The organism is Rhizobium sp. PDO1-076 (assembly GCF_000247475.1).
GTDB lineage: Bacteria > Pseudomonadota > Alphaproteobacteria > Rhizobiales > Rhizobiaceae > Allorhizobium.
In genome coordinates this window covers 1-26,736 of record NZ_AHZC01000400.1, presented here as the reverse complement: position 1 = coordinate 26,736, position 26,736 = coordinate 1, and the positions used below count along the sequence as shown (strand labels likewise).

Below are 26,736 nucleotides of genomic sequence, written 5' to 3'. Positions count from 1 at the left end.
ACCAACAGGCCTTTCGAGGATGTCCTCGATTTTGAGGATATTGGCCACTTCGGCGACACGCTGTCTGACTTCTGCCTTGGGCACACCTTGACTGAGCAGAGGATAGGAAATATTGCGCCGCACGTTCATGTGGGGATAGAGGGCGAACATCTGGAAGACGAAGGCAATGTCGCGCTGGCTCGCCCGTTTCATGCCGACTTCTTCGCCGTCGATGTAGATCTCACCACTGGTCGGAAGTTCGAGACCTGCCATCATGCGCAGGGTCGTCGTCTTGCCGCAGCCGGAGGGACCAAGGAGCATGAAGAATTCACCATCCTCGACCGTGAAGCTTGAGGATTGCACCGCCGTGAAGCTTCCGAATTCCTTGCGCACATTTTCGATGCGTATCTGAGCCATGGATCACTCCGGGAAATGGCTGACGATGATGAACATCACCGTGCCGAACAGGGTGACGACAAAGGAATAGGAGAACATCCAGAGAGCGAAAGGCTGCATGAGCATGAAGACGCCTAAAGCGATCAGGACGGAAGCGACAAGCTCCCAGGCGCCGCGTCGCATACGCAGTATTCCATTCAGAAATTCGGTCATTTACGAACAGCTCCGAAAGTGATGCCACGAAGCAGATGCTTGCGCAGAAGGATGGTGAAGACCATCACGGGAACCAGGAAGAGCGTGGCGCCGGCGGCAACGGCCGGCCAGTCCTGCCCGCCGACCCCGATGATGGTCGGAATGAATGGCGGCGCCGTCTGGGCCGTGCCGGAGGTCAGCAGGACCGCAAAAGCGTACTCATTCCAGGCGAAGATCAGGCAGAAGATGGCGGTCGAGGCAATGCCGGTCGCCGCCTGCGGCAGGACAACCTTGTAGAATGCCTGGAAGCGCGTGTAGCCATCGATCAGAGCAGCCTCCTCGTACTCGATCGGGATCTCGTCGATAAACCCCTTCAGCAGCCAGACCGAGAGCGACAGGTTGACCGCGGTATAGAGCAGGATCATGCCGGCATGGGTGTCGCTCAGGCCGAGCGAGCGGAACATCAGAAAGATCGGGATTGCGACCGCAATCGGCGGCATCATGCGGGTCGAGAGGATGAAGAACAGGAGATCATCCTTCAGTGGCACCCGGAATCGGGAGAAGGCATAGGCCGCAGCGGTACCAAGCACGATGCAAAGCACGGTCGAACCGAAGCCGATGATCACCGAATTGGTGAAACGCTCGCCGAAGCGCGACGGACCGGCAATCACCAGACCATCCTTGCGAACGATCCGCTCATACCAGGTCTTTGGCTCGCCCAGTAGCTGCAGCGTTTCTTCGGAGACGCGCGTGCGGGTGGTGAAAAGGTTCACATAACCTTCCAGCGTCGGTTCGAAAACGATCTTGGGAGGATAGGCGATGGCGTCGGAGGGCGACTTGAATCCGGTGGTGATGATCCAGACCAGTGGCAGGATGGTGACCACAGCATACAGGATCACCAGGGTGCCGGCGAACCATTTTTGCCGCAGCGACGGTTCTGTAACGGAATAGCTGCTCATCTCTGTTTCACCTTGTTCAAGGCCTTGACGTAGATCGACGCCAAACCAAACACAGTCACGAAGAGAATCACCGCATAGGCGGAGGCATAACCTGTCCGCCACTTCTCGAAGGCTTCGCGCTTCAGGTTGATCGAGGTCAGTTCGGTCACGGAGCCGGGGCCGCCGCCGGTCAGTTGCACCACGAGATCGAACATCTTGAAATTCTCGATGCCGCGAAACAGCACCGCCAACATCAGGAACGGCAGCACGAGCGGTATGGTGATTGTCCAGAACTGGCGCCATTTGCTGGCGCGGTCACATTCCGCCGCTTCATAGATACTGTCTGGAATCGAGCGCAGTCCCGCCAAACAAATCAGCATGACGAAAGGCGTCCACATCCAGGTATCGACAATGATGATTGCCCAGGGCGCCAGATTGACATTGCCGATCATCGAGAAGCTGGAAGGATCCGCACCGGTGAAGAAGCTGACGGCATAGTTGAAGAGGCCGATCTGCGGCTGATAAAGGAAAGTCCAGAAATTACCGACCACGGCCGGGCTCAGCATCATCGGCAGGACGATCAGCGTCGTCCAAAGATCGTTGCCGCGAAACTTCTTGTTGATCAGATAGGCCAGTGAAAACCCCAACAAGACCTGGAGCACGATCGTCCAGATCAGGAAATGGGCAGTGGCCTGCATCGTCAGCCAGATATCGGGATCGGTCAGGATGCGTCGATAATTCTGCAGTCCGATGAATTCGATCTCGGCATTGGGGCGGTTGACGCGGAAATTGGTGAAACTCAGCCGGATCGTCCAAATGAGCGGGAAAATATTGACGGCAAGCAAAAGGACAATCGACGGCGCCACGAACAGCCAGGCAATGGAGCGGTCGGACAGGCCGGTGATCCGTCTTGCCACAGCCGGCGGCGTCGCCTGTGCAATCCGGTCTATCGGTGTATCGGACATGATACCCCCCCCTCAACATATGTAGGATGAATGGCAGGACCGGATGGTTGGCCCCGGCCCTGCCTGTTGCCGCCCGCTGAGGCGGGCCGGCGGCGGATCAGTACTTGCCTTCATCCTCGAAGACGTCGGTCCAGTCCTTCACCAGGCCATCCAGCGCCTCCTTCGACGTGCCCTGGCCGGCCACGACGTAGTCATGGAAACGCTTCTGCGACGCCTGAAGCAGGGACGCATAGGAGGGCTCGGCCCAGAAATCCTTCACGATCGCCATGGAATCGAGGAAGGTCTGCGCATAGGGTTGGCTGGTGGCAAAACCTGGATCTTCGACCACCGCGCGCAGAGCCGAATAACCGCCGAGGCTCCACCACTTGGCCTGGATCTCGGGCTGCGCGAACCACTTGATGTATTCGAGCGCCGCGGCCTGCTTTTCCGATGCAGCAACGACGGAGATGCCCTGTCCACCGAGCTGGGCAAATTGCTTGCCGCCTGGGCCCGCAGGATTGGCGAAATAGCCCGACTTGTCGCCGCCAACCTTGGCGTCTGCATGGATGCCCGGCCAGATGAAGGCGAAGTTCATCTGGAGCGCGACCTGTCCGGATTTATAGGCATCGATGTTTTCCGACATATAGGCATCCGAAGAGCCGGGCGGCGTGCAGCAATCATAGAGCGCCTTGTAGAATTCCAGGCCGGCGACGGCATCTGGCGAATTGACAAAGCCTTCCAGTTCATAGGGCTTGTCGGGGTTGTCGTAGCTGAAGCCGTAGCTGTAGAGCACATCCATGGCCCCCATGGTAATGCCCTCCGACCCGCGCTCGGAATAGATCGCCGCCCCATAGACCTTTGTTCCGTCGATATCCCTGCCCTGGAAAAACTCGGCTATATCCTTCAATTCGGCGAAGGTCTTCGGCACGGCCAGTTCGCGGCCGTATTTGCTTTTGAACTCACCCTGAAGCTCGGGCCTTGCAAACCAGTCCTTGCGATAGGTCCAACCCACCACATCACCGAATGCCGGCAGCGCCCAATAATTCGGGGTATTCTTTGGCCATTCGGAATAACCCGTCACAGTGGCCGGAATGAAATCGCTCATCTTGATACCTTCCTTGTCGAAGAAATCATTGAGCTTGATGTACTGGCCATTTTCGGCGGCACCGCCGATCCACTGACTGTCGCCGATCATCAGGTCACAGAGTTTGCCGCCTGAATTCAGCTCGTTGAGCATGCGGTCGGCAAAATTAGGCCATGGCACGAATTCAAACTTCATCTTGTGGCCGGACTTGGCCTCGAAGTCCTTGCTGAGCTCAACCAGCGCATTGGCCGGATCCCAGGCCGCCCAGCACAGGGTCAGCTCATCGGCCCTGGCCGATGTCGCAGTCACGGCGCCGAGACCGACAAATACGCCGACGGCAGTAGCGGATTTCAGTAGTTTGGAACTCATGATCGAAAACCTCCCTTTGTGCCTCCCGACCTCCATCAGGAAACGAAAACGCTCCGTGCGGAGCCCTCGGCGCAGAATTTAAGATTGCGACAGGCCGCCATCCTCACTGGCCCCAACAGCAATGCGCTCCGCCGATCCCCATCGGCCGGGCCGCTTGATGCTGGAGACATTGGTAATTGAGGTGCGCACCTCAATGCAAGTGATTTTTGAGGTGCGCACCTCAATTTCTTGCCTTTTGTCGAAATCTGTCGCAAAAGCAGCCATCGAACCATTGACGAAAACACGCAAAGGAGACGGCATGCGGCCGACAGCGAAAGACCTTGCCGAAGCCGCCGGCGTCAGCCTGGCAACTGTTGATCGTGTGCTCAATGACCGACCCTTCGTCAGCAAGACATCATCGAAAAAAGTCAACGAAGCGATTGAACGGATTGGCTTTATCCGCAACCCGGCGGCTGTGAACCTTGCCCGAAACAAGACCTACCGCTTCCTCTTCCTGCTGCCCTTGTCGGGTGACCAATATCTCCTGGAACTGCTCCAGCGGGTGGATGAGGCACGCGAGGCGGTCAAATCCGACCTCACGCTTGTCGACGTCGAGCAGATCCCGATCAACGATCCGCATCAGGTCGCGAAATACCTGTCATCGATCGACAGCAGCCGTATCGACGGCGTCGCCATCATGGCGCCGGAATCACCACAGGTGCGCGATGCGATGGCAAGGCTACTTGAGCGCGGCACCAAGGTGGTGCAGTTTCTCTCCGGCCAGGAGAAGCTCGACAATGCCGACTTCGTCGGCATTGATAACTTTGCCGCAGGCGCTACAGCCGGAAAAATTATCGGACGCTTCCTTGGACACGAGGCCGGCCAGATCATGGTCATCGCCGAAACCATGATGGCCCAGGACAGCATCGAGCGCAGGCTCGGCTTCGACAACATCATCAACCGTCAGTTCAACCACCTGAAAGGTCTTCCCTCACTCGAAACCTATGGAGATGAGCGTCGCGCCCAGACGATCATCCAAAGGACCCTGGAAAACAATCGCGACATCAAAGCCGCCTATATTCTGAGCGCGGAAGCTCGCATACCCGTCTGGGCGATCGAACACTGCAGCGACATCCGCGCGTTGACGGTTGTTGTGCATGAACGCACACCGTTCACCGAAGCCGCACTCAGGGATGAGCGGATCGACACGATTATCGCGCAGGACCCTGGACATGCCGTGAGGAGCGCCCTCAGGATCATGCGCGCGCGCACCGATCTTCGCGCGCCATTGGCGTCACAGGAGAAGATCCGGATCGAGGTGCTGTTGAAGGAAAACCTCTGAGCTTCATACATAGGCGTCAGCTCCAAGCCCCCCCCCCCCACGGCATGTGCCGATCATCGAAGCCGCACCACGACCGCCCGATTGGCTCGATCGACGACTGAGGTCTTGCCAGTCAACTACACTGCTGGCATAGGATTGGCATTGAACCTGATCAAAGCTGCCTGACAGATTCTGCGGGAGACCGAAACATGACCAATGAAACCGCCAGAACCGAAAGACGGGGCGAGTCGCTCGTCTCCAGGATAAGCACGGATCTGCGTCGCGACATTGAGGCTGGAAAGTTTGCCCCCGGTTCGCGCCTGCCGAGCGAAAACGAACTCACTCGCGAATACTCCGTCAGTCGGGCCGTGGTTCGCGAGGCCATCGCCATATTGCGTGCAGGCGGCCTCGTTGAAGCGCGCAAAGGGGCTGGCGTCTTCGCACTTGAAGTCAATGCAAAAGCGCAGCCTTTCCACAACCTGGACCCCGACCGGGTCTCCTCGGTGATCGAGCTCCTCGAAATCAGGACTGTGTTCGAAGTGGAATCGGCGGCCCTTGCCGCATCAAGGCGATCGGCAACCCAGATAGAGGCAATACTCGAGGCACACAACCATGTCCGAGAGTGCCTGCTGCAGGGTGCCCCGACACGCGACGCGGACTTCGCCCTGCATCTGGCGATTGCCGACGCCACGCAGAACCGCCGCTTCGTCGAGTTTCTCCAACTGATCCGCACAGGCATCATTCCCCGTGGGGAATTGCAGGGAGCAGCGCCTGGCGCCCGCCCAAAGGACTACAATCTCAATTTGCAGGAAGAACACGGGCGGATCGTCGATGCCATCATCGAAGGCGACGCAGAATCCGCCCGTGAACATATGCGCACCCATCTTCGCGGCAGCCTCGAACGATACAAGGCCCTGCTGCGCACCAAGCGAAGCGATGAAACGCCGCAAATGGCGGACTGAGCCGCAGCAACACGTCCGACAACTTAAACTCGCCAACATGAGCCTGCAATCCACAGGGCCTGGCTGGGAAATACGCAGACATCCGGCCCAGACTTACTTTCGGTTGGGATTGAACGGAACGCCAAGCCGAGAAAATGCATTTGATGGTCACTCCGGATGCTCCCGAAAGACAATCATAAAGCGTCCGGCATCAGGACATCCATCGCGCGGCAGCATCGACTTTCTTTGCGCGCGTCACATATTCTCCCAGGAATTTTCGAGCGCAACTGGCTTTGTATCGAGCCTACGGGATGAAAGACCACATCACCCTGCAACACGACGACTTGGTCAGCCATACACGGCCTTGACATGCTCACAGGATTGCGGCAACTTGTTATATAGTTGTCGTACAGGATGAGGAGCCTGTATCCGCCGCCCGATCAGGCGGCTGAGGCATGCGGAGGATTTATGATAAGACGCCCGTCGCTCTACGGCGCCGTCAGCCAGATCGGCACGATTGCCGTAACGCTGCTCGGACTATTGGTTCTGACCTTTTTCATCGGCCGCCTCATGCCGGCCGATCCGGTGCGCGCGATTGTCGGCGAGGATGCCACGCGCGAAACCTATGACCAGGTCTTTCTCGCACTTGGTCTCGACAGGCCCATCTGGGAACAGTTCCTCCTCTATCTGGGCGATGTCCTGACCGGCAATTTCGGGACATCGATCCGCACCGGAAAACCGGTCATCGATGACATCCTTCATGTCATGCCTGCAACAATCGAACTTGCGACATTCGCCATTCTGATCGGCGCAAGCCTGGGCGTCACGATGGGCGTCATTGCGGCGGTCAACAAGGATCGCTGGCCCGACCATCTGGTGCGCGTGTTCAGCCTCTTCGGCCATTCCATGCCCATTTTCTGGACCGGCATGATTGCGCTGATTGTATTTTACGCCCATCTCGGCTGGGTTGGCGGAAGCGGCCGCATGAGCCAGTTCTACATCGGCATGATACCCGACCGGACCGGCTTCCTACTGATAGATAGTCTTCTGGCGGGCGACATGGACGTCTTCTATTCAGCAATCAACCATCTGATCTTGCCCGCGTCCCTTCTCGGCTATTCGTCGTCGGCCTACATCACCAGGATGACCCGCAGCTTCATGCTCGACCAACTCGGTCAGGAATATGTGACGACCGCTCGCGTCAAGGGCCTGTCGCGCAACCAGACCATATGGCGGCATGCTTTTGGCAATATACGCGTCCAGCTCGTGACGATCGTCGCGCTGGCCTATGGCTCCCTGTTGGAAGGTGCCGTGCTGATCGAAACCGTCTTTGCCTGGCCGGGCTTCGGCCAATATCTGACCAGCAATCTGATCATTGGCGACATGAATGCGGTGATGACCTGCGTGCTGATCGTTGGCGTGATCTTCATCGGGCTCAATCTGCTCTCCGATCTCCTCTACAAGCTGTTTGACCCGAGGACACGATGACCGAATCCACCAATCGCTCGCAGCGACGCCTCCCGGAACCCATCATTGCGCTTGGCAATATCCTGGCCTTCCTGATGCGAAGCCCAACATCCGCCTTTGGCCTTATCGTGCTGTCAATCTTGATCATTACCGCGATTTTTGCACCCCTTGTGGCAACACATGACCCCTATGTGCAGGATCTCAACATCACATTGCAGGCGCCGGGTGCCGGGCATCTCTTTGGGACGGATGAACTCGGCCGCGATATCTTCAGCCGTCTCGTCTGGGGTTCGCGCATCACGCTGACGATCATTTTCCTGGTGTCGATCGTTGTCGGACCAATCGGCCTTCTGGTCGGAACGACGGCCGGCTATTTCGGCGGCCGACTGGATACGGCGATGATGCGCATCACCGACATATTCCTCTCCTTTCCGAGCCTCATTCTGTCACTTGCGTTTGTTGCAGCGCTCGGGCCGAGCCTCAACAATGCGATCATCGCCATCGCGCTGACATCCTGGCCGCCGATCGCCCGCCTGGCGCGTGCCGAGACGCTGACATTCCGCAAGGCCGACTACATCGCAGCAGCGCGTCTGCAAGGGGCGTCGTCGTTGCGCATCATCATCAAATCCATCGTGCCGATGTGTCTGCCCTCGGTTCTGATCCGTCTCACCCTCAACATGGCGACCGTGATCCTGACTGCGGCCGGCCTCGGCTTTCTTGGCCTCGGGGCCCAGCCGCCAATGCCGGAATGGGGCGCCATGATCGCCACCGGCAGGCGTTACATGATCGACAGCTGGTGGCTGGTCACCTATCCCGGCGTCGCGATCCTTTCGGTAAGCCTTGCCTTCAACCTTTTGGGTGATGGCTTGCGCGACGCACTGGATCCCAAACAGATGAACCGGAGATAGGCCGATGGATCGCCCCATGCTCGAGGTGAAGAACCTGCGCATCCGTTATGCAAGCGCACCCACCGACGCCGTCCGCAATGTTTCGTTTACGCTCGGTCGCGAGCGTCTTGGCATCGTAGGCGAAAGCGGCTCTGGAAAATCCACCGTTGGCCGCGCCCTGCTCAGATTGCTGCCCTCGGCAGCCGTCACCGCCGACACGCTGCGCTTCGACGATCTAGAACTGCTTTCCCTCTCGGAAAGGCAGATGCTGAAAGTGCGCGGTCGTCGCATGTCGATGATCCTTCAGGATCCGAAATTCTCGCTCAATCCGATTCAGCGGGTTGGACACCAGGTGGCCGAAACCTATCTGCGCCACTTCCGCTGCAGCAAGGCGGATGCGCGCGCAAAGGCGATCGACATGCTGGCCTCAGTGAAGATCCGCGATCCCGAGCGCGTGTTCGATCTCTATCCACACGAGATTTCCGGCGGCATGGGACAGCGCGTGATGATCGCGATGATGCTTCTGGCGGATCCCAGTCTCGTCATTGCCGACGAGCCGACGTCGGCGCTTGACGTAACCGTGCGACTGCAGGTGCTCAATATTCTGGACGCGCTGGTGCGCGACCGGGGTATCGGCCTGATCATGATCAGCCATGACCTCAACCTGGTCCGCAATTTCTGCGACCGCGTCCTGATCATGTACGCCGGACGCGTTGTCGAGACGCTCGCTGCCGCAGACCTGGACAAGGCACAGCATCCCTATACACGCGGGCTTCTGGCAGCCCAGCCACACATCGGTGGATCGCGTGCACCGCTTGCCGTTCTCGAGCGCCGCCCGGAATGGCTTGAGGAGGAGAGAGCATGACCGTATCGATCGACATCAAAGACCTATCGATCATTTTTGGCAGCGGCCCAACAGCGGCAAAAGTCCTGCCAGGCCTGTCGTTTTCCGTTGAACCGGGAACCTGTTTCGGGCTGGTCGGCGAGAGCGGCTCGGGCAAGTCGACTGTCTTGCGCTGCATCGCCATGCTGACCGAGTTCTGGAAGGGCGAGATCCGGATCGATGGACAATCCGTGCGCGACATGGAGGTCATCACCCGATGCAGAACACTGCAGATGGTGTTTCAGGATCCCTATGGTTCGCTGCATCCGAGGCAATCGGTGCGCACGGTTCTTTCAGAGCCCTTGCGCATTCACCGCCTCGGCGACCGCGAAGACCGCATGCAGGCCGCCCTCACCGATGTCGGCCTACCCATCGACTTCCTCGATCGCTATCCACATCAGCTTTCTGGTGGCCAGAGACAGCGGGTTGCCATTGCAAGGGCACTGATCCTCGAGCCTTCCGTATTGCTGCTCGACGAACCAACCTCGGCACTTGATGTCTCGGTTCAGGCCGAGATCCTTAACCTCTTGGCCAGGCTTCAGGCAGAGCGCGGCTTCACCTATATCATGGTCACGCATGACCTCGCTGTCGTCGATCATATGTGTGATCGGTTCGCAGTGATGCTGAATGGTGAAATCACTGAAATCCTGCCCCGCACAGCCATCGCCGGCAATCAGGCGACCCATCCCTATGCCAGGGAACTGATCGGCGCCTCGCTTGAATATGAAGGGCATCACTGAACGCTGGACTTTAACCTTCCTCCTCCGGGTCCAGCCAAGCGCCGCGTGTCGTAATAGACCGCGGCGCTTTTTTTGTCTGCGGGTTCCTGTTCAATATGGCCTCATATGCCTCTGAGTTCCCACAGGTTCTCACCTGCCCCAGAATAGCAAAACGGGCGTGTCCATAAGACACGCCCGTCAACTCGGGAGGTTATTGTCGTAATTTAGCGATCCTTGGTGACGCTCTCGAAGCGCGACAGCCATGGATTGACAGTCATGCCTTTGACATCCGCCTGGGAGGCTGCCGTATCGACCACTTCGGAGAATGGCTGGATCGACATGACGATCGCCTCCATATAGATCTGGATTTCCTCATAGAGCTTGGTCTGTTTGGCCGCATCCTGCTCGACAAGGGCCGCCTGGATCATCGTGTTGAGCTTCTCGTCGAAGAAGCTTGTACGCCAGCCTTGATAGTTCGTCAGCTTTGCCTCGTCCGAATTGTCCGGATTGTAGGCAAGGGCGCGCAGATTGTTGTCCGGATGCGGCTGCTGTCCGCCGCCGCCGCGACCGACGAGGAGTTCGAACTTTCGCTCACGCATCGCACCGTAAATCTGGTCGCCGGACCCGGTGATCAGTTCAGCCTCGATACCAGCCTGGGCCAGCGTGTTCTGGATTGCGGTCGCCGCTTTCATGAAAGGCTCCTCCGACAGCACCCGCAGCGTCGTCTTGAAACCGTCGGTGTAGCCAGCCTCCGCCAGCAGAGCCTTTGCCTTCGCGATATCCAGCTTGTAGCCAGGATCAGGTAGCGAACCCATCACTCCGGTCGAGATCTGCCTCTGGCGCAGCTTTCCGTAATAAGGCATCACAGCCTTGTCGAGCCCCTCATAGTCGATGAGATAGCGCAGCGCTTCGCGGACTTTTGGCTTGGCAAAGCGCTCGTCCTTCATCGAAACGCCGAGATAATAGAAACCCGAACCCGGTGTGGATTCGATCTGGACCTTGTCGCTTGCTTCCAATGCCGTCAGGTCGGGCGCAAGAAGCGAATAGGCGACATCGATATCTCCCTGTTCGAGCATCAGGCGCTGCGACTGCGATTCCGGCAGGTGCCGCATCAGCACGCGGGCCATCGCCGGCGCTTCACCCCAGTATCCGTCGTTGCGGGTCAGGATGATGTATTCGTTCGAGGCCCATTGGGTGAGCGCGTATGGACCGGAACCTGCCGAATTCAGTGTCAGCCAACCGGCACCCAGATCACCATCCTTCTCATTCTCGAGAACTGTCTTGCTGTCGAGAATCGACCCTGGACCATTCTGCGCCAGGACCATCAGGACGAGCGAAGGGTCATCGGCCTGCGGCAGATTGAGGACAAACGTGTTGGCATCCTCGGCAACAAACAACGTGTCCGCCTTATCGGCCGAAAAGCCGCGGGTCTTCAACAGCGAAGACTGTGCAAGATTGCGCGTCAGCAAGCGCTTCAGGCTCCAGACTACATCCTCAGCCGTGACCGGATTGCCCGATGCGAATTTCGCATCCTTGCGCAGATGGAAACGGATCGACATGCGGTCTGAAGCGACTTCCCATTTCTCGGCCAGACGTGGCTGAATACTGCGGTCCGTGGGCGAAAGCTGCACCAGTGTGTCGTAGATGTTGTTCAGAACCTGGACGGTTTCGCGACCAGTGATGGCGGCGGGATCAAGGGTCAGGATGTTGCTCATCGTCGTTGCGACAACGAGCTGGTTGTCGGGCGTCTCCGCCAGGCTGGTGAGCGGTGTTGCACCGATCATAAGAGCGCCAAGCGCCACCGTTGCTAGAAAATGTCTCATCATTCCTCCCATATCATGCCGCGACATTACGGTGTGCGGCTCTCCGTTTGACTGCATGCCGCCTCAGACTTTCTCCTCAAGCCTGATGCGACCACCCGAAAGAAGCTCCGAAACCGGCCCAGCAAGGGCCTCGCCGATTGCAGCGGTCATCTCGCGATCGAGATGCACGCCATCGATCGGCGAGGCTTTGGCCACTGCACCCGCATCGAAGAATGAATGCCCCAACTCCAGGGCAAGTTTTTGATAGAGCGGTGCAAGCCGTAGCGATTCAGCAATGCTGCGGCCTGCGGCCGGCACGCCGCCTGCACCTTCGCTGCAGGCCGGCGGCGCAACGATCAACATGGAGGGTTGAGCCGATTGAGGCTTGTAGGGAAAAGTCGACACGATTTGGACGAGCCGACGCATGCCTGAAACCGCCGCTTCCGCCCGCCCGCCATGGGCCGGCTTGATGTCATTGGTGCCCAGCATGAAGATCACCAGATCGAGTGGCATATGGCTAGCAAGGGCGACTTCAAGTGCCTTGGCGCCATTGCGGCAACTCGGACCTGTGTGGTCGTCATAACATGTCGTGCGCCCGCCCAAACCTTCAGCGAGAACACGCGCGCGACCTTCAAGCAGCTGTTCAAGCCGCTCCGGCCAGCGGAATTCCACCGGATGCCTGAGCCCCGTTTCAGGGTCCGCACCCCAGGTCAGACTATCGCCGAAGGCCAGAATGGATTTCATGACCGATGCCTCACCTAGCGAACCCGGTTGTTGTCGATGAAATCGAAGTCGATGTCTTCGCCAAGACCGGGACGATCCGGCACATGCACATATCCGTCCTGATCCATGGGATCCGAAAGCTGTTTCAGATAGTCATGTCCGTCATCATATTCGAGAAAAGGATGCAGCAAGCCGCGCTCATACCAGCGGCAGTTTTTCGACGCCGCCACCACATGCAGGTTCATCGCGGTATTGCCATGCACTTCGCAATCCATGCCGAAACATTCGGCCATGCGCATGGTCTTCAGCGCAGGGGTTATGCCGCCGACATCGTTGACACCAGTTCTCAGAATGTCGCAAGCTCCCTGCTTGACCCATTCAGCACGATGCCAATGCTTGCCAGCGGCACTTTCGGGGCCGACAACGGGAATGTCGAGATTGTCAGCCAGCCACTTGTAGGAAGACATCGACTGCTCGTCCATCGGCTCTTCGATCCAGTCAAAGCCGAGCTTCTCCAGACCGCGGCCGAGCGTCAGCGCGTCGCTGCGGCTGTACCAGTGGAAGGCATCGATCATCAGGTGAATGTCGGGACCGACGGCTTCGCGGACCGCGGCGCAGGCCTTCAAATCCATCTTCACATCCGGCGCCCAGCTGACCGGCGGCATCCAGGTGTGCAACTTGATCCCCTTGTAGCCGCGCTTGACCAGTGCCTCGCCAAACCGCCCATAGTCTTCCGGGGTCGCCAAGCCACCGTCCAGTTCGTCACCACACATGATCGAACCATAGGCAAGGACCTTGTCGCGATAGGCGCCGATCAACTTGTGAACAGGTGTGCTGGACGCGCGTCCGGCCAAGTCCCACAAAGCACAATCGACCACCGCCAGCGTGCGATCGGTCAATTGCGCCGCAGAGCCGCGCTGCCAATGAGCGAGATCCTGCCAGAGCCGTTCGCGATCGCGATAGTCTTGGCCAATCAGCACCTTCCTGACAAATTTCTCGATCAGGTGGGGGCGAACGATTTCAGGCGCCGTGAACGAATGGCCCTCATGGCCATCCTCGGTGCGAATGCTCAGCATGGCCTGCTCGACCTGATGCGGCGCACCGGGATGCGCATGACCTGCACTGTCCGAATGCCGCCGCGTCGTCGTGCGGAAAACACGGACCTCAACATCAGTGATCAGCATATCCCCTCCCGAATTCCAATCTTGTATTATTCTTGTAATACATCTTACTCAAAAAATGTCAACATGCTGAGCAGTCACCCGGTGTGGTGATGGTCGCAGCAAGGGATGGGAGGGTGGATTGACCTTGAAGCAATAATCCAAGGACAACAAAGCCGATGCACCGAGCGGACTGCGCAGACAAGCCTCGGCCGGCCACCGGCAACAAGCCACACAACGCAAAATCTATTGATTGCTGGATCTTAACAGAATGGATGTCAAACAATGCCCATTCGGCGACATGCATGCACCATTGCCGTCGGCCGAGGTGTCAACAGCATTTCGCAAACCTGTTGACACGTGAAATCCACCCGGAACCAGCGAAGGATCCGGTTCAAGCAGAACCTTCGCGAACATGGAAACTGGAGATCAGAACACCCTGATACCCCGTGCGAAGTCCTGGAGTCCAATAAAGGCGGAGTAACGTTTGGCATGAACCGCGGCCAATTCCCCACCGACGGGCCCGTAGACATCCGCTACGCTGCAGAGGCTTTCCATGGCTGTTCGCGCATCAGGGAACGCTGCGCTGGCGACCGCACCAAGGATCGCCGAGCCAAGCAGGACAGGCTCTTGGGAATGCGTGGCGACCACCGGCTTGCCGCAGGCGTCGGCAAGGATCTGACGCACCAGATCATGCTGACCCGCACCGCCGCTGACTACAACGCGTTCGACATGTGCGCCTGCCTTGTCCTGGGTCTCGATGATCTGGCGCAGGCCGTAGCCAATGCCACAGAGGCCTGCGACATAGAGTGCAACGAGACTATCGAAATCTCGCTCCATACCAAGGCCCGAGATCACCGCGCGAGCTTGGGGGTCGGCAAACGGTGCGCGGTTGCCAAGAAATTCCGGTACAACATGAAGGCCGGCGGCAAGACGCACGGCTTCGGAAAGGTTGTCGAACTTACTAGCCGCAGCATCGGCTATCAGGACCGGCAGCGGCAGGTGCTGTTCAGCAGCATCGGCATGCGCATCGCCTACGGCGGGATGAAACGAAAGCAACTGATCGATCGCCGCACCGGCGGCACTCTGCCCCCCCTCATTTAGCCACATGCCCGGTACCATGGCTGAATAGTATGGCCCCCAGACACCAGGAACGAAGACGGGTTGCGATGTCGAGGTCATCGTGCAGGAAGACGTTCCAAAGACATAGGCAAGATTGTCTTCGGGTCGGCCACCAATCCCAACCGTGCCTATGCCACCGGCATGGGCATCGATCATGCCGGCTGCAACAGCGGTCCCGGCCGTCAGGCCCATCTCCTCTGCGGCTTCGGCCGTCAACCCCGTTCCGAGGGCAGTGCCCGGTTCGACGATATTTGTCCCGATGCGGGCAAAACCTTCGGCTGCCAGCACGCCAAGGCCGATCTTTTCGAAGTAACTCGGATCCCATTTTTGCTCATGCGCGAGATAGGTCCACTTGCAGGTGACCGTGCAAGTCGAGCGCGCGAGATCACCCGTGGCCTTCCAGGTCAGGAAGTCGGCAAGGTCAAAGAACTGCCAAGCGGCATCGAAGGTCTGCGGCCGATTTTCCTTCAGCCAAAGGATTTTCGGCGTTTCCATTTCCGGGGAAATCCGCCCCCCGACATAACGCAGGACGTCATGCCCTAATTCGTTGATCCGTTCGGCCTGATCGACGGCGCGGTGGTCCATCCAGACGATAATGTCGCGGTTCTGGTCCTCCGATGAGCCTACTGCCAAAGGACGCCCGCCCTCGCCCAGCACGACCAACGAACACGTTGCGTCAAATCCAAGGCCGATGACCGCACCCGGTTCGATACCGGCGGCATCAATCGCCTCCCGAATGACCGCGCAGACAGCGCTCCAGATCTCGCTGCTCGACTGCTCTACGAAAGAACCGGCGCCGCGAAACAGCGTTATATCCCGCTTGGCAACAGCCAGCATCCTGCCTCCGAGATCGAAAAGTCCGGCGCGGGCACTTCCCGTTCCGACATCGACCCCGATGAGGTAACGGGAGGATTTTGTGTCTATTGCATCGGTCATGGTACTGGCTCTTGCTGATCTTTGCTGATCTGGAAATATCAGGTCAATTGCGGGCTGGCGCCAATCACAAGTCGACGCTGTTGGGCAGGATCACAAGGTCGCGAATGGTGACATTCCGCGGCCGCGACAGCATGAACAGTACGGCATCGGCCACTTCTTTCGGCTGCATCAAGCTGCCATTGGCCAGCGCCTCTTCCATCTTCGCCTTTGGCCAGTCGTCAAGCAGAGCCGTGACCACGGGGCCAGGCAGGACGGCGCCAACGCGAACACCATGCGGCGCGACTTGACGACGGGTCGAATGAACAAAGGCCTGAACGGCGAATTTCGACGCCGTGTAAATCGGCTCCCAGACAACCGGCACGACGCCGGCAATCGAACTGGTGAACAGGATATCGCCCGACTTCTGCGCAATCATATGCGGCAAAACTGCGTGGACGGAGCGGAAGGCGGCATTGATGTTGAGGTTCAGCATGCGGTCCCAGGCATCCGGATCTCCTTCGGCGATAGGCCCACCAATATATCCACCGGCATTAGCATGGAATATGTCGAGGCGACCGCCGAGTTCGAGAATGCGCGGTAAGATGGCGGACAGTTCCTGTCCGTTCAAAAGATCAACCACCAGCGGCTTGGCGCGATCGCCAAGCTCCTTGCACAAGGTCTCGAGCTTGTCTCTGGCGCGATCGATCAGGACCACTGTGGCCCCCTCTGCAAGCAGGGTGCGGGCGCATTCGAGCCCAATGCCAGAGGCGGCGCCGGTGATTGCGGCGACCTTGCCCTTCATCAGTTCAGACATGATAGTTCCTCCGTATTAGACCTAGGCGCGGCCATGGCTGACACGCGAGCGGCGCGCAAGCGAATCGACGATCACAGCAATCGCGAGCACCGCACCGGTGATCATGTAGCGCAACGATGAATTCAGGTTCAAAAGTGTCAGGCCATTGGAGATTGCCTGAATGACGATGATGCCGAGCAGGGCGGAATAGGCGCTGCCGCGGCCACCGAACAGGCTGGTACCGCCGATAACGGCTGCAGCAATCGCGTTCAGGTTGACGTCACCCGTGCCTGCCTGCTGGCTGGACGAGGCCAGACGTGACGCCGAAAGGATGCCGCCAAGCGCTCCCAGCGTGGAACAGAGGATGAAGGCGCTCTGGTAGATCCGTCGGACATTGATACCCGAGCGGCGAGCAGCCTCGCGGTTGCCACCGACCGCGAACATGGACCTGCCCCACTGGGTCTTCGTCAGCGCATAGTTGAGGATCACCACCAGTGCAACGAAAAGGCCAAACATCCAGGGCACGCCTCGGCCGAGATTGAGATAGTAGACAGCGAATTCCAGGGCGACCGTCAAGATCGTTGCTTTGACAAGGAGATTGCTCAGGGGTTGCGAGGAAAGGTTGACAGACTGGCGGCGTTTGCGCACGGCAAATCCAACCACAACCATCACCAGGCCCGGCACAAGTGCCAGCACATAGGATAGCCAGTCCGGCATGACCAGGATCTGGCCGAAACGAACCAGCGGCGAGGCATAGGGAAGATTGATGCTGCCCGTTGGACCGAGAATGTAAAGCTGAAGGCCAAGCAAAGCGAGCAGACCAGCCAGCGTGGCGACAAAGCTTGGCATGCCAAGCCGGTTATACATTAACGCATAGAGAGATCCGACAAGTGCCCCGGTCAGCAGTGCTGCAAAGATCGCAACGATCAACGGAAGGCCCGAATTGACCCAGAGAACACCAACTATGGCCGACGAAAGACCGCTCATCGAGCCAACCGACAGATCAATCTCACCCAGGAGCAGGACACAGACGATACCGAGCGAGATAATGCCGACAGTCGCGCAGTCAAACAACAGGTTGACTAGATTGTTCGGAGCAAGAAAGATCGGGTTGAGTATGCTGAACACTGTCGAGATGACGATCAGGCCGACAGCCACCGGTAGCATGCCGAGATCGCCGGAACGCACGCGATTGACGAAGCTGCGCAGTACGCCGGATAGGCCGTCATCATGCTTGACGCGCACATCGCTGCGATCAAGCGCCAAGCCCTTATCGTCGGCCTTTTTGCTGGAAATGTCCTTGCTCATGCGGTGCTCCCGCCCAGTTCGTTGTTATGGCCAATCTTGCGCTCTTGGCGGCGCGACACGGAGTTTTCCGTGGCGCCGGTGATGGACGCGACGAGTTCCTGATTGGATGCATCCGGGCTGAAGACACCGTTGTTGCGCCCAAGGCGCAAAACCACGATGCGATCGGCGACGGCACGAACATCCTCCATATTGTGGCTGATGATGATGACCCCGAGACCACGATCGCGCACACGCTCGATCAGGTTGAGCACCTCCGCCGTCTGGGCAACACCAAGTGCGGCAGTCGGCTCGTCGAGCATGATGATCTTCGGTGCAAGGAGCAGCGATCTGGCAATGGCGACGGTCTGCCGTTGACCACCCGACAGAGACGCAATTGGTTCCCGCACGGACGGAATGCGCGCGGCAAGCTCCCGCAGAAGCGTCCAGGCACGCACCTCCATGGCAACCTCATCGAGGTTCCACGGCGACAGTTCATGGCCAAGAAAGAGATTGGCGACTACATCCAGATTTTCGCAAAGCGCCAAATCCTGGAAGACAGTCGCAATTCCCAACTCGAGCGCCCGACTGGGGCTATGGAGAGCGACTTCCTGCCCGCAGAACTCGATCCTGCCCGAGGATGGCTGATGCACACCGGCCAGAACCTTGATCAGGGTCGACTTGCCAGCACCGTTGTCACCCACCAAGGCCACAACTTCGCCGGCACGCACTTCCAGATCGATATCGGTGAGCGCCGACACAGCACCGAAATTTTTGGAGATATTGCTCAGCCGAAGGATGGTACTTCCCTTCGCCGGATCCACTCTGTCTTGTTGCACCATGGCTTGACGCTCTTCTTGGGTTCGATGGCAAGCCCGGCCGGGCCCTGAAGCCCGACCGGACGTCTCGGGAGAAACGTTACTGCGTGATACCGAGCGTCTTGCAGCCTTCCGCATATTCGCCGGTGCAGACCTCGTCCGCCGTCTGAATCTTCTTGTCGAAGATTTCAGCCTTGATGTTTTCAGCGGTGACCACAGCTGGAACAAAGAGTTCGGACGGCGTGTCGTAAAGCGAGGTCTTTGCTTCAGGTGTCTCGCCCTTCAGGAGTTGTACCGCCACTCGGGCTGCCGCAGCAGCCACGATTTCCGATGGTTTGGAAATCGTGTTGTACTGGTCGCCGGAAATGATCAGCTGCAGTGCCGCAATGGTTGCGTCATTACCGGTGACCGGCGGAACAGGGTCAACACCCGCTGCCTTGAAGGCAGCAATCGCGCCACCGCCAGTGCCGTCATTGGCCGCAACAACCCCCTTGATATCGGCCCCGAAGCGAGTGATCTGACCGGCGGCCCATTCCTGCGCCTTTGGCGGCGCCCATTCGGGCGTATCGAATTCGGCCAGCGTCTTGTAACCGGAATCCTTAAGTCCGCGATGAATGCCGTCACGAATGAGGCCGGCGGCTGCATCCGTCGGCGAACCGTTGATTTGCAGAACGCCCGCACCCTCTGGAACACCACTTGCCTTCATATGCGCAACCAGCGACTGAGCGATTGCGTGACCGATACCTTCGTTGTCGAATGACACATAGAAGTCGGCCGGTTTGGCCGGGATCGGCCGGTCATAGGCAATTACCTTGACGTCCTGCGACTGGGCAATCTCGACGAGTGCGGCGGCAGCAGCAGAATCCACCGGATCAAGCACGATCACCTTGGCACCCTGGGCGATTACCGAGTTGAACTGCTGCTGCTGAAGGGCTGTATCAGCATTGGCGTTCTGATAGATCACGGTGCAGGTCGGGCACAGCTTTTCCATCTCGGCCTTGAATCCCGGATAGTCATGGTTCTCGTAGCGTGTCGATGCCTGGTCAGGCATCAGGAATGCGACAGTTGCAGCGTCCTGCGCAAAGGCAGAACCGGCGCACAAGGCACCGGCAGCAGCCGACACCAACAGTATTGAACGAAATGTCATAGTTTCCTCCTTTTGAATGCAAAAACCCATGTCGAGAGACGCGCTCCGGTTTTCTGCCCAAGCCCCTGCCACCTTGCCGCGTACAGCGGAAAAGTGTGTCGATCATTGCCCTCACCGACTACCGTCAGGGCCGCCATGAACGTGGATTTACCCGGACGCCTCCCCGGTCGACCCTCCACAGCCAACCAAATTCATCGATTGCGCAACGCTGCTCAATCGATGAAGCAAGAATTGCCACCATCGCGCAATGATGTCAAGCTGCGTTTGAAAAGGAGAATGGTGTGAATCAAGACAGGCCGACCAAGAAGACCACGATCTATGATCTGGCTGAACTTGCCGGAACATCCGCAAGTGCCGTCAGCGCCGTTTTGAACGGTACCTGGAAAAAGCGCCGCATCAGCGCCCAGCTAGCCGAAAAGATCAGCCGTATCGCCGAAGAACAAGGCTACGCCGTCAACATGCAGGCCAGCCTGCTGCGCCGGGAAAAGTCGAAAATCATTGGTATGATCGTGCCGAAATACGATAACCGTTACTTCGGTTCGATTGTCGAGACGTTCGAGACCATGGCCCGTGACCGCGGGCTATTTCCGATCATCACCTGCACGAGACGCGATCCGGAACTGGAGTTCGAGGCAGCGCGGACGATGCTTTCCTACCAGGTCGAATGGCTGATTTCGACAGGTGCGACCGACCCGGATCGGATCAGCGATCTCTGCGCAGCTAGCGGCGCCAGAAGCCTCAACGTCGATCTTCCCGGAACGAAAGCCCCCTCGATCATTTCGGATAATTTCGCTGGCGCACGCGAACTAACGCGCCGCATCCTCGTCAACAGCCAGCGCAAGCTGGGAGGCATCCACCCTCTTTTGTTCATCGGCGGTCGTGGCAGTGATCACAACACGGCTGAACGCGTGCGCGGCTTTCGCGCAGCGCATGCAGACTTTGGCATCGCTGTTGACGAAAGCCATATCCTGACCTGCGGCTACGCACCTGAAAAGGCAGAAACATCGCTTCAGGCGCTGGCGACATCCGAAGGCGCCCTGCCAAGCGGCATGTTCGTCAACTCGACTATCTCACTGGAAGGCGTCATGCGCTGGATCAAGCGCTCGGGCCACTACAAGGATCGTGCGCCGGTGATCGGCTGCTTCGACTGGGACCCCTTCGCCGCCTTGCTCGGCGACGAAATCGAAATGGTGCGTCAGGATGTGCAAGCCATGCTCAATGCGGTGTTCGACATCATCGACCAGGGTGGCGCACAGACCATGCTGATAGAGATTCCTCCTGTATTCGTGGGCGCGGAAGAAGGATCGCCAATAGGGGCATCACTTGGCCCTGACGCCCTCCTCGCTACAGAATGACGCGCAACTATTCCCCGAACGAGCGGCAACCACCAAGTCACCGCCGGGGAGCTTCAAAACTGTCCTGCCCCTAGACAAGAGGCTGCGATTTGCAGATTGAAAACGCCATCGTGTCATCGGCGGCATGATGCTGACCCATCATACAACATGCAGCCGGGCTCAATGCCACCAGCAACAAAGCCGCGGATGCTGTGCCGGTAAGCCGACCGAGCCAGCTTTTCTTGCCGGCCTCGCTACCCTGTGGCGTCTCCTCTGCCGCCGCAGCATCACCTACAGGTGCACCAACGACCTCGCCGAACTTGGCAAAGAAGTCGCCCGCCAGCTTTTTGGCGGTGCTGTCGATCAGGCGGCTGCCCATTTGCGCCAGCTTGCCACCGATCTCGGCCGCGACAGTGTAATGCAGGATAGTCGCTTCGCCGTCCGCCTCCAGTGTTACCCTTGCGCTTCCCTTGGCGAAGCCTGCCATACCACCCGATCCTTCACCGGAGATCGTGTAGCCATTCGGCGGGTCGAGATCGGACAGCGTCACCTTGCCGGCAAAACTTGCCTTGACCGGTCCAATGCGCAAGGTGACCTTGGCGACCATCTCTGTGTCGGACGTCTTTTCGATGCTGTCGCATCCCGGAATACATTGGCGAAGCACATCCACATCGTTCAAACCGGCAAAGACCGTTTCCCGCGACGCCTCGATGCGCTGTGAACCATTCATATCCATCTTATCTCTCCCACTTCAGGTGTCTTTTGTTTTGAGCCGTTCGTTCAGGCGTGTCTCTGGCCGCGACGGCGGACCTCGATCATTTCCGCGACAATCGAAAGCGCGATTTCATCCGGGGTGATGGAACCGAGATCAAGGCCAGCCGGAGATCGGATGTCGTCCATTGCGGCGGCTACGAGCCCTGACGCCTCGAAATCGCGACGGAGTGCTGCAAATTTTTTCATTGAACCGACAAAACCGATGTAGCGCGCTGTCGCGCCGAGAACCGCCTTCAATGCGGCGCTGTCACCCCGCCCCTGTGTGGCGATGACGATGAAGTCGCCGGCCGCAACCCCAGCCGGCAGGTCAAAGCCGTCAACGATGCGGTCGACAACACCGAGAGCCGGCCGATCGGCCGTTGGCGCACAGAGCGTGATGAAAAAATCCATGCGCCGGGCAATGTCGGCCAGCGCCACCGCCACTGGCGAAGCGCCGAGGATGACAAGATGGGGCCTTGGCAGTACGGGCTCGACAAAGACATCCATCGTGCCTTGGCTCGGGCACATGTTGCGGGCGTAGAAGATACCGTCTTTCAGCTCACCTGGTTTTACCTGCTTCACGTCCAGCAGATCCTCCGGCTGAATGCTGACCAGCCGCGGCTGGCCATCGCGGATCGCTTCGTGTGCGGCCCTCAGAACTGCACTCTTTGCGCAGCCGCCACCGATCCAGCCGGCGGATATACTGCCATCGGCCAGGACAATGGCTTTTGCGCCCGCCTTGGCGGCCGTCACCGAGACGGTGCGCACAACGGTCGCGATGGCAAACGGTTCACCGCGAGCCCGGGCTTCATTGACCAGATCAAGGATGTCGGATGGTGGCTGCATGATCAGATCCTCGCCAGATACGGTTCGATCGCTTCAAGGCTCTCGAGATTATGGGCCGGTGCGAACAGATCGACATAGGGCAACGCCGCCTTCATGCCGGCCGCTTCGACCGCGTAATCCTGCCAGCCGATCATCGGATTGAGCCAGGCGATGCGTTTGCAGCGGCGGCGCAGCGCCCGCATTTCGCCCCCTAGCTGCTCGGCAGGATCGGTGTCATAGCCATCCGAGACGATCATGATGCAGCTGCGTGAATGAAGGCAGCGCTTGGCGTGCCAGCGGTTGAAGGTGCCCAGACTTTCGCCGATGCGTGTGCCGCCACCGACACCATCGGCCGTAAGGGACATGCGCTCAACTGCCCGCTGCGGGTCGCGCTCGCGCAATGCCGGCGACACATGGATCAATCGCGTGTGGAAGATGAAGGCCTCTGCTTCTCGAAATGCGTCCAGCACCCCGTGGATGAATCGCAGGAACACCGCGGAATAGAGGCTCATGGAGCCAGACGCGTCCAGCAGCACCACCAATCTGAGCGGCTTGTCCTTGCGACGGCGATGGACCAGTTCGATCGGTGTGCCACCATGACCGATGCTCTTGTGGATGGTGCGCCGCAGATCGAGCCGCTGTCCGTTCCGCCTTGCCCGCATCCGCCGTGTCAACCGTGCCCGCATGCTGCGCGCCAGGCGTGCGGCGAGATCATGGGCGGCGGCCAGATCGTCCGGATCGGTGAGGTGGCGAAAGTCGGTCCTGGCCAAAACCTCTGCGCGCGAGGCACCCTCCCGCTTCGACTGACCGACCTCAGCTTCTTCGCTGCCTTCGCCGCGCTGCACGTGATCGGCATTCTGATTGTCTCCGAGGCCGCGATTGCCCGAAGCCACAGCCTCCAGCCCGTCCGGCGCCTTATGCGGCGCGCCCGACATGCGGGTCGCAGATTTCATGCCACGACCTATCCAAAAGGCGTCGAAAATCTCGTCAAACTTCTGCCAGTCCGAATGGCGACTGCAAAACAGTGCCCGAAGCGCCGGGCGGAACCGCGACGGTCGAGCGGCGCTGGCGCTGCTCATCACGCCGAGCGCATCGCGCATCTCTGCAAGACCGATGACAAAGCCATTGTCACGCAGCGTCGAGACAAAGCCAGACAGCTTTGCCCGCATCATCTCGCCGAGATCGATCTCGCTTTTTCGCAACGCGTTCATCTCACGCCACCTTGCCCAGGAGCCGGTCCGACACCTGCCGGGTCATTCGTGCTTTGTCCTCGGCAGTCTTGATCAGACACATCAGGGTCTCGAACACGGCTTCCGGCTCGTCCCGCAGAAGACGGATTTCAAGGCCGGCCAAGGTTGCCGCCCAGTCCAGCGTTTCAGCAACGCCTGGCGCCTTGCGCAGTTCTTCCTTGCGGATCAGGCTGACCAAACCGGCGATCTGCAGCGCCAATGCCGCATCGATGTGGGGCAGCCGCGACAGGATGATGCGCGCCTCGCGATCGACGTCTGGGAAATCGACATAGTGGTACAGGCAGCGACGGCGTAGCGCGTCGGACAATTCGCGCGTGCCGTTCGAGGTCAGGATCACCATTGGAATACTGAGGGCAGTGATCGTTCCGAGTTCGGGGATGGACACCTGGAAATCCGACAGCAGTTCGAGCAGGAAGGCCTCGAATTCTTCGTCAGCACGATCGACCTCGTCGATCAGTAGCACCGGTGGCTTGGACTGCCGGATGGCCGCCAGCAACGGTCGCTCCAGCAGATATTTTTCCGAAAAAATCTGCTCCTCGACAGCATCGGCATCGACGCCTTCACGGGCCTTGATCGCCAGCAATTGTCGCTGGTAGTTCCATTCATACAGCGCCGAGCTCTGGTCCAGCCCTTCGTAGCACTGCAGCCGGATCAGCTTGGTATTGTGCGCCAGCGCCAAGGCACGCGCCACCTCTGTCTTGCCGACGCCCGCCTCCCCCTCCAGCAGCAGCGGCCGCTTGAGGCTGTCCATCAACCACAATGCGGTGGCAAGCTCACGGTCGGGGACATACCCGACCGCAGCCATTTCGGTGGCAATCCTGTCCTGGGGAAGCGTGATCGCCATGCTCTTCAACCCTATGCGTGCAGACCGAGACGCTCGCCGACCTTCCAGAGACGCCAGGCATCATGCGGCATCTGGATGTGGCCTGCGTTCAGGAATGCGTAGGCATCGTTGACCGCGTTGGAAAAACACGGCACGCCGCCGACATGCGGGCTTTCGCCGACGCCTTTGGCACCGATCGGGTGATGCGGCGAAGGCGTCACGGTGAAGTCGGTTTCCCATTTCGGCGTCTCGACCGCGGTCGGCAGGAAGAAGTCCATGAAGGATGCGCCCATGACATTGCCCATCTCGTCGTAGCGGATCTCCTGACCCATGGCGCAGGCAAAGGCCTCGGTCAGCCCGCCATGCACCTGGCCCTCGATGATCATCGGATTGATACGCGTGCCGCAATCATCGAGCGCATAGAAGCGCCGTGTCTTGGCAACGCCGGTATCGACATCTATATCCATGACGCAGAAATACGCGCCGAAAGGATAGGTCATGTTGGGCGGCTCGTAATAGTTCACCGCTTCCAGGCCCGGCTCCATGTTCGGTGGCGGGGCATTGTAGGCCGACCAGGCGATCTCCTTCATCGTCTTGAACTTTTCCGGCAGCCCCTTGACCCGGAACCGGTCGACATCCCATTCCAGATCGCCCTCGTGAACTTCCAGCATATGCGCGGCGATCATCTGCGCCTTAGCCTTGATCTTGCGGGCCGCAACGGCGGTGGCTGCGCCTGCAACCGGGGTCGAACGAGACCCGTAGGTGCCGAGACCGTAAGGGGCTGTGTCTGTATTGCCCTCCTCGATCATGATGTCGTCGGCCGGGATGCCGAGTTCGGTGGCGATGATCTGGGCATAGGTGGTCTCGTGCCCCTGCCCCTGGCTCTTGGTGCCCATGCGGGCGATGATCGAGCCGGTCGGATGAATACGGATCTCGGCGGAATCGAACATGGCGATGCCGAGAATGTCGCAATTCTTGGCCGGCCCCGCACCGACGATTTCAGTGAAGAACGAAATGCCGATACCCATAAGCTCGCGGGTTTCGCCGCGCTTGAACGCTTCACGCTTTTGCGCCTGCTCGTCGCGCAACTGCTTGTAGCCGATGGCGTCCATCGCCTTCTGCATGGCCGTGTGATAGTCGCCGCTGTCATATTCCCAGCCCAGCGCCGAGTGATAGGGAAACTGCTCGGGTTTGATGAAATTCTTGATGCGCAGGTCGGCTGAATCCATACCGAGTTTCTGAGCCAGCACTTCGATGGCGCGCTCGATGGCAAACACCGCTTCCGTCACCCGGAATGAACAGCGATAGGCCACACCGCCGGATGCCTTGTTGGTGTAAACACCATCGACAGCCAGATGCGCCACAGGGATATCATAGGAACCGGTGCAGATATTCATGAAGCCGGCCGGCCACTTTGACGGGTCGGCGCACGCATCAAAGGCACCATGATCGGCCAGAACGTGCACGCGCATGGCGAGGATCTTGCCTTCCTTGGTGGCGGCCAGTTCCGTGGTCATGTGATAGTCGCGGGCAAAGGATGTCGTGGACAGGTTTTCCATCCGGTCCTCGACCCATTTCACCGGCACCCCGAGCACGATCGAGCCGACCACCGAGCAGACATAGCCGGCATAGGCGCCGACCTTGTTGCCGAAGCCGCCGCCGATATCGGGCGCAATGACGTGGATCTTGTGTTCCGGCAGGCCCGAGATCAGCGACACCACAGTTCGGATAACATGCGGCGCCTGGAACGTGCCCCAAAGAGTCAACTCACCCTTGACCTTGTCGAAGGATGCCAGTGACTGGCAGGTTTCCAGCGGCGACGGATGGGTGCGGTGATCGACCAGCATTTCCTTGATGGTGACATCGGCATTGGCAAACACATCATCGG

At 59.0% G+C, this 26,736-nt stretch carries 26 protein-coding genes; 7 read left to right on the top strand and 19 right to left on the bottom strand.

The annotated features are described in order from the left end of the window. The 6 genes from PDO_RS21120 to PDO_RS28075 all read right to left on the bottom strand — a co-directional run. On the bottom strand, positions 1–396 hold a 396-nt coding region (locus PDO_RS21120), incomplete at its 3' end, for an ATP-binding cassette domain-containing protein (RefSeq protein WP_007606613.1). Positions 397–399: 3 nt separating this feature from the next. Then, entirely contained in the window at positions 400–588 is a 189-nt protein-coding gene (locus tag PDO_RS21115; protein ID WP_007606612.1) for a hypothetical protein, read from the bottom strand. Continuing rightward, a complete protein-coding gene (locus PDO_RS21110; protein ID WP_007606611.1) occupies positions 585–1,526 on the bottom strand; it encodes a carbohydrate ABC transporter permease in 942 nt (313 codons plus the stop codon). The genes PDO_RS21115 and PDO_RS21110 overlap by 4 nt, the downstream gene beginning before the upstream one ends. Further along, entirely contained in the window at positions 1,523–2,470 is a 948-nt protein-coding gene (locus PDO_RS21105) for a carbohydrate ABC transporter permease (protein ID WP_007606610.1), read from the bottom strand. Before PDO_RS21105 ends, PDO_RS21110 begins: the two co-directional genes overlap by 4 nt. Before the next feature lie 97 nt (positions 2,471–2,567). Beyond that, positions 2,568–3,902, bottom strand: coding sequence for an ABC transporter substrate-binding protein (locus PDO_RS21100; protein ID WP_007606609.1), 1,335 nt, complete (start codon positions 3,900–3,902; stop codon positions 2,568–2,570). A 78-nt stretch (positions 3,903–3,980) separates the two neighbouring features. Next, positions 3,981–4,166 carry a hypothetical protein gene (locus PDO_RS28075; protein WP_141649969.1) on the bottom strand — a complete coding sequence of 62 codons (186 nt, stop codon included), beginning with the start codon at positions 4,164–4,166 and terminating at the stop codon, positions 3,981–3,983. 34 nt (positions 4,167–4,200) lie between these two features. Here PDO_RS28075 and PDO_RS21095 point away from each other — a divergent pair, with 34 nt between their 5' ends. From PDO_RS21095 to PDO_RS21070, 6 genes are all read left to right on the top strand, one after another. Next, positions 4,201–5,223: a LacI family DNA-binding transcriptional regulator gene (locus tag PDO_RS21095; protein ID WP_007606606.1), complete on the top strand. Its 1,023-nt coding sequence runs from the start codon at positions 4,201–4,203 to the stop codon at positions 5,221–5,223. Between the two features lie 188 nt (positions 5,224–5,411). Continuing rightward, positions 5,412–6,164, top strand: coding sequence for a FadR/GntR family transcriptional regulator (locus tag PDO_RS21090; protein ID WP_007606604.1), 753 nt, complete (start codon positions 5,412–5,414; stop codon positions 6,162–6,164). A 447-nt stretch (positions 6,165–6,611) separates the two neighbouring features. Next, a complete protein-coding gene (locus PDO_RS21085; RefSeq protein WP_007606602.1) occupies positions 6,612–7,631 on the top strand; it encodes an ABC transporter permease in 1,020 nt (339 codons plus the stop codon). After that, on the top strand, positions 7,628–8,518 hold the full coding sequence (locus tag PDO_RS21080) for an ABC transporter permease (RefSeq protein ID WP_007606599.1): 891 nt from the start codon (positions 7,628–7,630) through the stop codon (positions 8,516–8,518). The genes PDO_RS21085 and PDO_RS21080 overlap by 4 nt, the downstream gene beginning before the upstream one ends. Positions 8,519–8,522: 4 nt before the next feature. Further along, positions 8,523–9,362, top strand: coding sequence for an ABC transporter ATP-binding protein (locus PDO_RS21075; RefSeq protein ID WP_007606597.1), 840 nt, complete (start codon positions 8,523–8,525; stop codon positions 9,360–9,362). Continuing rightward, positions 9,359–10,120: an ABC transporter ATP-binding protein gene (locus PDO_RS21070; protein ID WP_007606594.1), complete on the top strand. Its 762-nt coding sequence runs from the start codon at positions 9,359–9,361 to the stop codon at positions 10,118–10,120. The genes PDO_RS21075 and PDO_RS21070 overlap by 4 nt, the downstream gene beginning before the upstream one ends. Positions 10,121–10,323: 203 nt before the next feature. On the opposite strand, the gene PDO_RS21065 is transcribed toward PDO_RS21070, so the two are convergent. The 8 genes from PDO_RS21065 to PDO_RS21030 all read right to left on the bottom strand — a co-directional run bounded on the left by PDO_RS21065 (position 10,324) and on the right by PDO_RS21030 (position 19,863). Continuing rightward, positions 10,324–11,922, bottom strand: coding sequence for an ABC transporter substrate-binding protein (locus tag PDO_RS21065; protein WP_007606592.1), 1,599 nt, complete (start codon positions 11,920–11,922; stop codon positions 10,324–10,326). A 63-nt stretch (positions 11,923–11,985) separates the two neighbouring features. Next, on the bottom strand, positions 11,986–12,645 hold the full coding sequence (locus PDO_RS21060) for an SGNH/GDSL hydrolase family protein (RefSeq protein WP_007606590.1): 660 nt from the start codon (positions 12,643–12,645) through the stop codon (positions 11,986–11,988). 14 nt (positions 12,646–12,659) lie between these two features. Next, positions 12,660–13,808 carry a mandelate racemase family protein gene (locus PDO_RS21055; RefSeq protein WP_007606589.1) on the bottom strand — a complete coding sequence of 383 codons (1,149 nt, stop codon included), beginning with the start codon at positions 13,806–13,808 and terminating at the stop codon, positions 12,660–12,662. A 405-nt stretch (positions 13,809–14,213) separates the two neighbouring features. Beyond that, positions 14,214–15,842: an FGGY-family carbohydrate kinase gene (locus PDO_RS21050; RefSeq protein WP_007606588.1), complete on the bottom strand. Its 1,629-nt coding sequence runs from the start codon at positions 15,840–15,842 to the stop codon at positions 14,214–14,216. A 64-nt stretch (positions 15,843–15,906) separates the two neighbouring features. Further along, positions 15,907–16,635, bottom strand: coding sequence for an SDR family oxidoreductase (locus tag PDO_RS21045; RefSeq protein WP_007606587.1), 729 nt, complete (start codon positions 16,633–16,635; stop codon positions 15,907–15,909). 21 nt (positions 16,636–16,656) lie between these two features. After that, positions 16,657–17,922, bottom strand: a complete 1,266-nt coding sequence (locus PDO_RS21040) for a sugar ABC transporter permease (RefSeq protein WP_007606585.1) — start codon at positions 17,920–17,922, stop codon at positions 16,657–16,659. Continuing rightward, positions 17,919–18,740 (bottom strand): ATP-binding cassette domain-containing protein, encoded by an 822-nt coding sequence (locus PDO_RS21035; protein WP_007606582.1) that lies wholly within the window; start codon positions 18,738–18,740, stop codon positions 17,919–17,921. The genes PDO_RS21040 and PDO_RS21035 overlap by 4 nt, the downstream gene beginning before the upstream one ends. A 76-nt stretch (positions 18,741–18,816) precedes the next feature. Continuing rightward, a complete protein-coding gene (locus tag PDO_RS21030) occupies positions 18,817–19,863 on the bottom strand; it encodes an ABC transporter substrate-binding protein (RefSeq protein ID WP_007606579.1) in 1,047 nt (348 codons plus the stop codon). Between the two features lie 281 nt (positions 19,864–20,144). On the opposite strand from PDO_RS21030, the gene PDO_RS21025 reads away from it, so the two are divergent. Beyond that, on the top strand, positions 20,145–21,218 hold the full coding sequence (locus PDO_RS21025; protein ID WP_007606578.1) for a LacI family DNA-binding transcriptional regulator: 1,074 nt from the start codon (positions 20,145–20,147) through the stop codon (positions 21,216–21,218). A 70-nt stretch (positions 21,219–21,288) separates the two neighbouring features. On the opposite strand, the gene PDO_RS21020 is transcribed toward PDO_RS21025, so the two are convergent. The 5 genes from PDO_RS21020 to PDO_RS21000 form a co-directional block, all read right to left on the bottom strand. Beyond that, positions 21,289–21,933 (bottom strand): SRPBCC family protein, encoded by a 645-nt coding sequence (locus tag PDO_RS21020; protein WP_007606576.1) that lies wholly within the window; start codon positions 21,931–21,933, stop codon positions 21,289–21,291. Positions 21,934–21,977: 44 nt separating this feature from the next. Further along, on the bottom strand, positions 21,978–22,796 hold the full coding sequence (locus PDO_RS21015; protein WP_007606574.1) for an XdhC family protein: 819 nt from the start codon (positions 22,794–22,796) through the stop codon (positions 21,978–21,980). 2 nt (positions 22,797–22,798) lie between these two features. Beyond that, on the bottom strand, positions 22,799–23,986 hold the full coding sequence (locus PDO_RS21010) for a vWA domain-containing protein (RefSeq protein WP_007606572.1): 1,188 nt from the start codon (positions 23,984–23,986) through the stop codon (positions 22,799–22,801). A gap of 1 nt (position 23,987) precedes the next feature. Next, positions 23,988–24,869 carry an AAA family ATPase gene (locus tag PDO_RS21005; protein ID WP_007606570.1) on the bottom strand — a complete coding sequence of 294 codons (882 nt, stop codon included), beginning with the start codon at positions 24,867–24,869 and terminating at the stop codon, positions 23,988–23,990. A gap of 11 nt (positions 24,870–24,880) precedes the next feature. Continuing rightward, positions 24,881–26,736: aerobic carbon-monoxide dehydrogenase large subunit (locus PDO_RS21000; RefSeq protein WP_007606569.1), on the bottom strand; the 1,856-nt coding region annotated here is incomplete at its 5' end.

Bases quoted from the DNA above. Each gene is read 5' to 3' on its own strand.
- PDO_RS21060 (WP_007606590.1), bottom strand. From the start codon at position 12,645: ATGAAATCCATTCTGGCCTTCGGCGATAGTCTGACCTGGGGTGCGGAC.
- PDO_RS21035 (WP_007606582.1), bottom strand. From the start codon at position 18,740: ATGGTGCAACAAGACAGAGTGGATCCGGCGAAGGGAAGTACCATCCTT.
- PDO_RS21085 (WP_007606602.1), top strand. From the start codon at position 6,612: ATGATAAGACGCCCGTCGCTCTACGGCGCCGTCAGCCAGATCGGCACG.
- PDO_RS21100 (WP_007606609.1), bottom strand. From the start codon at position 3,902: ATGAGTTCCAAACTACTGAAATCCGCTACTGCCGTCGGCGTATTTGTC.
- PDO_RS21065 (WP_007606592.1), bottom strand. From the start codon at position 11,922: ATGAGACATTTTCTAGCAACGGTGGCGCTTGGCGCTCTTATGATCGGT.
- PDO_RS21115 (WP_007606612.1), bottom strand. From the start codon at position 588: ATGACCGAATTTCTGAATGGAATACTGCGTATGCGACGCGGCGCCTGG.
- PDO_RS21030 (WP_007606579.1), bottom strand. From the start codon at position 19,863: ATGACATTTCGTTCAATACTGTTGGTGTCGGCTGCTGCCGGTGCCTTG.
- PDO_RS21005 (WP_007606570.1), bottom strand. From the start codon at position 24,869: ATGGCGATCACGCTTCCCCAGGACAGGATTGCCACCGAAATGGCTGCG.
- PDO_RS21095 (WP_007606606.1), top strand. From the start codon at position 4,201: ATGCGGCCGACAGCGAAAGACCTTGCCGAAGCCGCCGGCGTCAGCCTG.
- PDO_RS21080 (WP_007606599.1), top strand. From the start codon at position 7,628: ATGACCGAATCCACCAATCGCTCGCAGCGACGCCTCCCGGAACCCATC.
- PDO_RS21050 (WP_007606588.1), bottom strand. From the start codon at position 15,842: ATGACCGATGCAATAGACACAAAATCCTCCCGTTACCTCATCGGGGTC.
- PDO_RS28075 (WP_141649969.1), bottom strand. From the start codon at position 4,166: ATGGCTGCTTTTGCGACAGATTTCGACAAAAGGCAAGAAATTGAGGTG.
- PDO_RS21055 (WP_007606589.1), bottom strand. From the start codon at position 13,808: ATGCTGATCACTGATGTTGAGGTCCGTGTTTTCCGCACGACGACGCGG.
- PDO_RS21040 (WP_007606585.1), bottom strand. From the start codon at position 17,922: ATGAGCAAGGACATTTCCAGCAAAAAGGCCGACGATAAGGGCTTGGCG.
- PDO_RS21020 (WP_007606576.1), bottom strand. From the start codon at position 21,933: ATGGATATGAATGGTTCACAGCGCATCGAGGCGTCGCGGGAAACGGTC.
- PDO_RS21010 (WP_007606572.1), bottom strand. From the start codon at position 23,986: ATGAACGCGTTGCGAAAAAGCGAGATCGATCTCGGCGAGATGATGCGG.
- PDO_RS21015 (WP_007606574.1), bottom strand. From the start codon at position 22,796: ATGCAGCCACCATCCGACATCCTTGATCTGGTCAATGAAGCCCGGGCT.
- PDO_RS21045 (WP_007606587.1), bottom strand. From the start codon at position 16,635: ATGTCTGAACTGATGAAGGGCAAGGTCGCCGCAATCACCGGCGCCGCC.
- PDO_RS21105 (WP_007606610.1), bottom strand. From the start codon at position 2,470: ATGTCCGATACACCGATAGACCGGATTGCACAGGCGACGCCGCCGGCT.
- PDO_RS21075 (WP_007606597.1), top strand. From the start codon at position 8,523: ATGGATCGCCCCATGCTCGAGGTGAAGAACCTGCGCATCCGTTATGCA.
- PDO_RS21110 (WP_007606611.1), bottom strand. From the start codon at position 1,526: ATGAGCAGCTATTCCGTTACAGAACCGTCGCTGCGGCAAAAATGGTTC.
- PDO_RS21070 (WP_007606594.1), top strand. From the start codon at position 9,359: ATGACCGTATCGATCGACATCAAAGACCTATCGATCATTTTTGGCAGC.
- PDO_RS21090 (WP_007606604.1), top strand. From the start codon at position 5,412: ATGACCAATGAAACCGCCAGAACCGAAAGACGGGGCGAGTCGCTCGTC.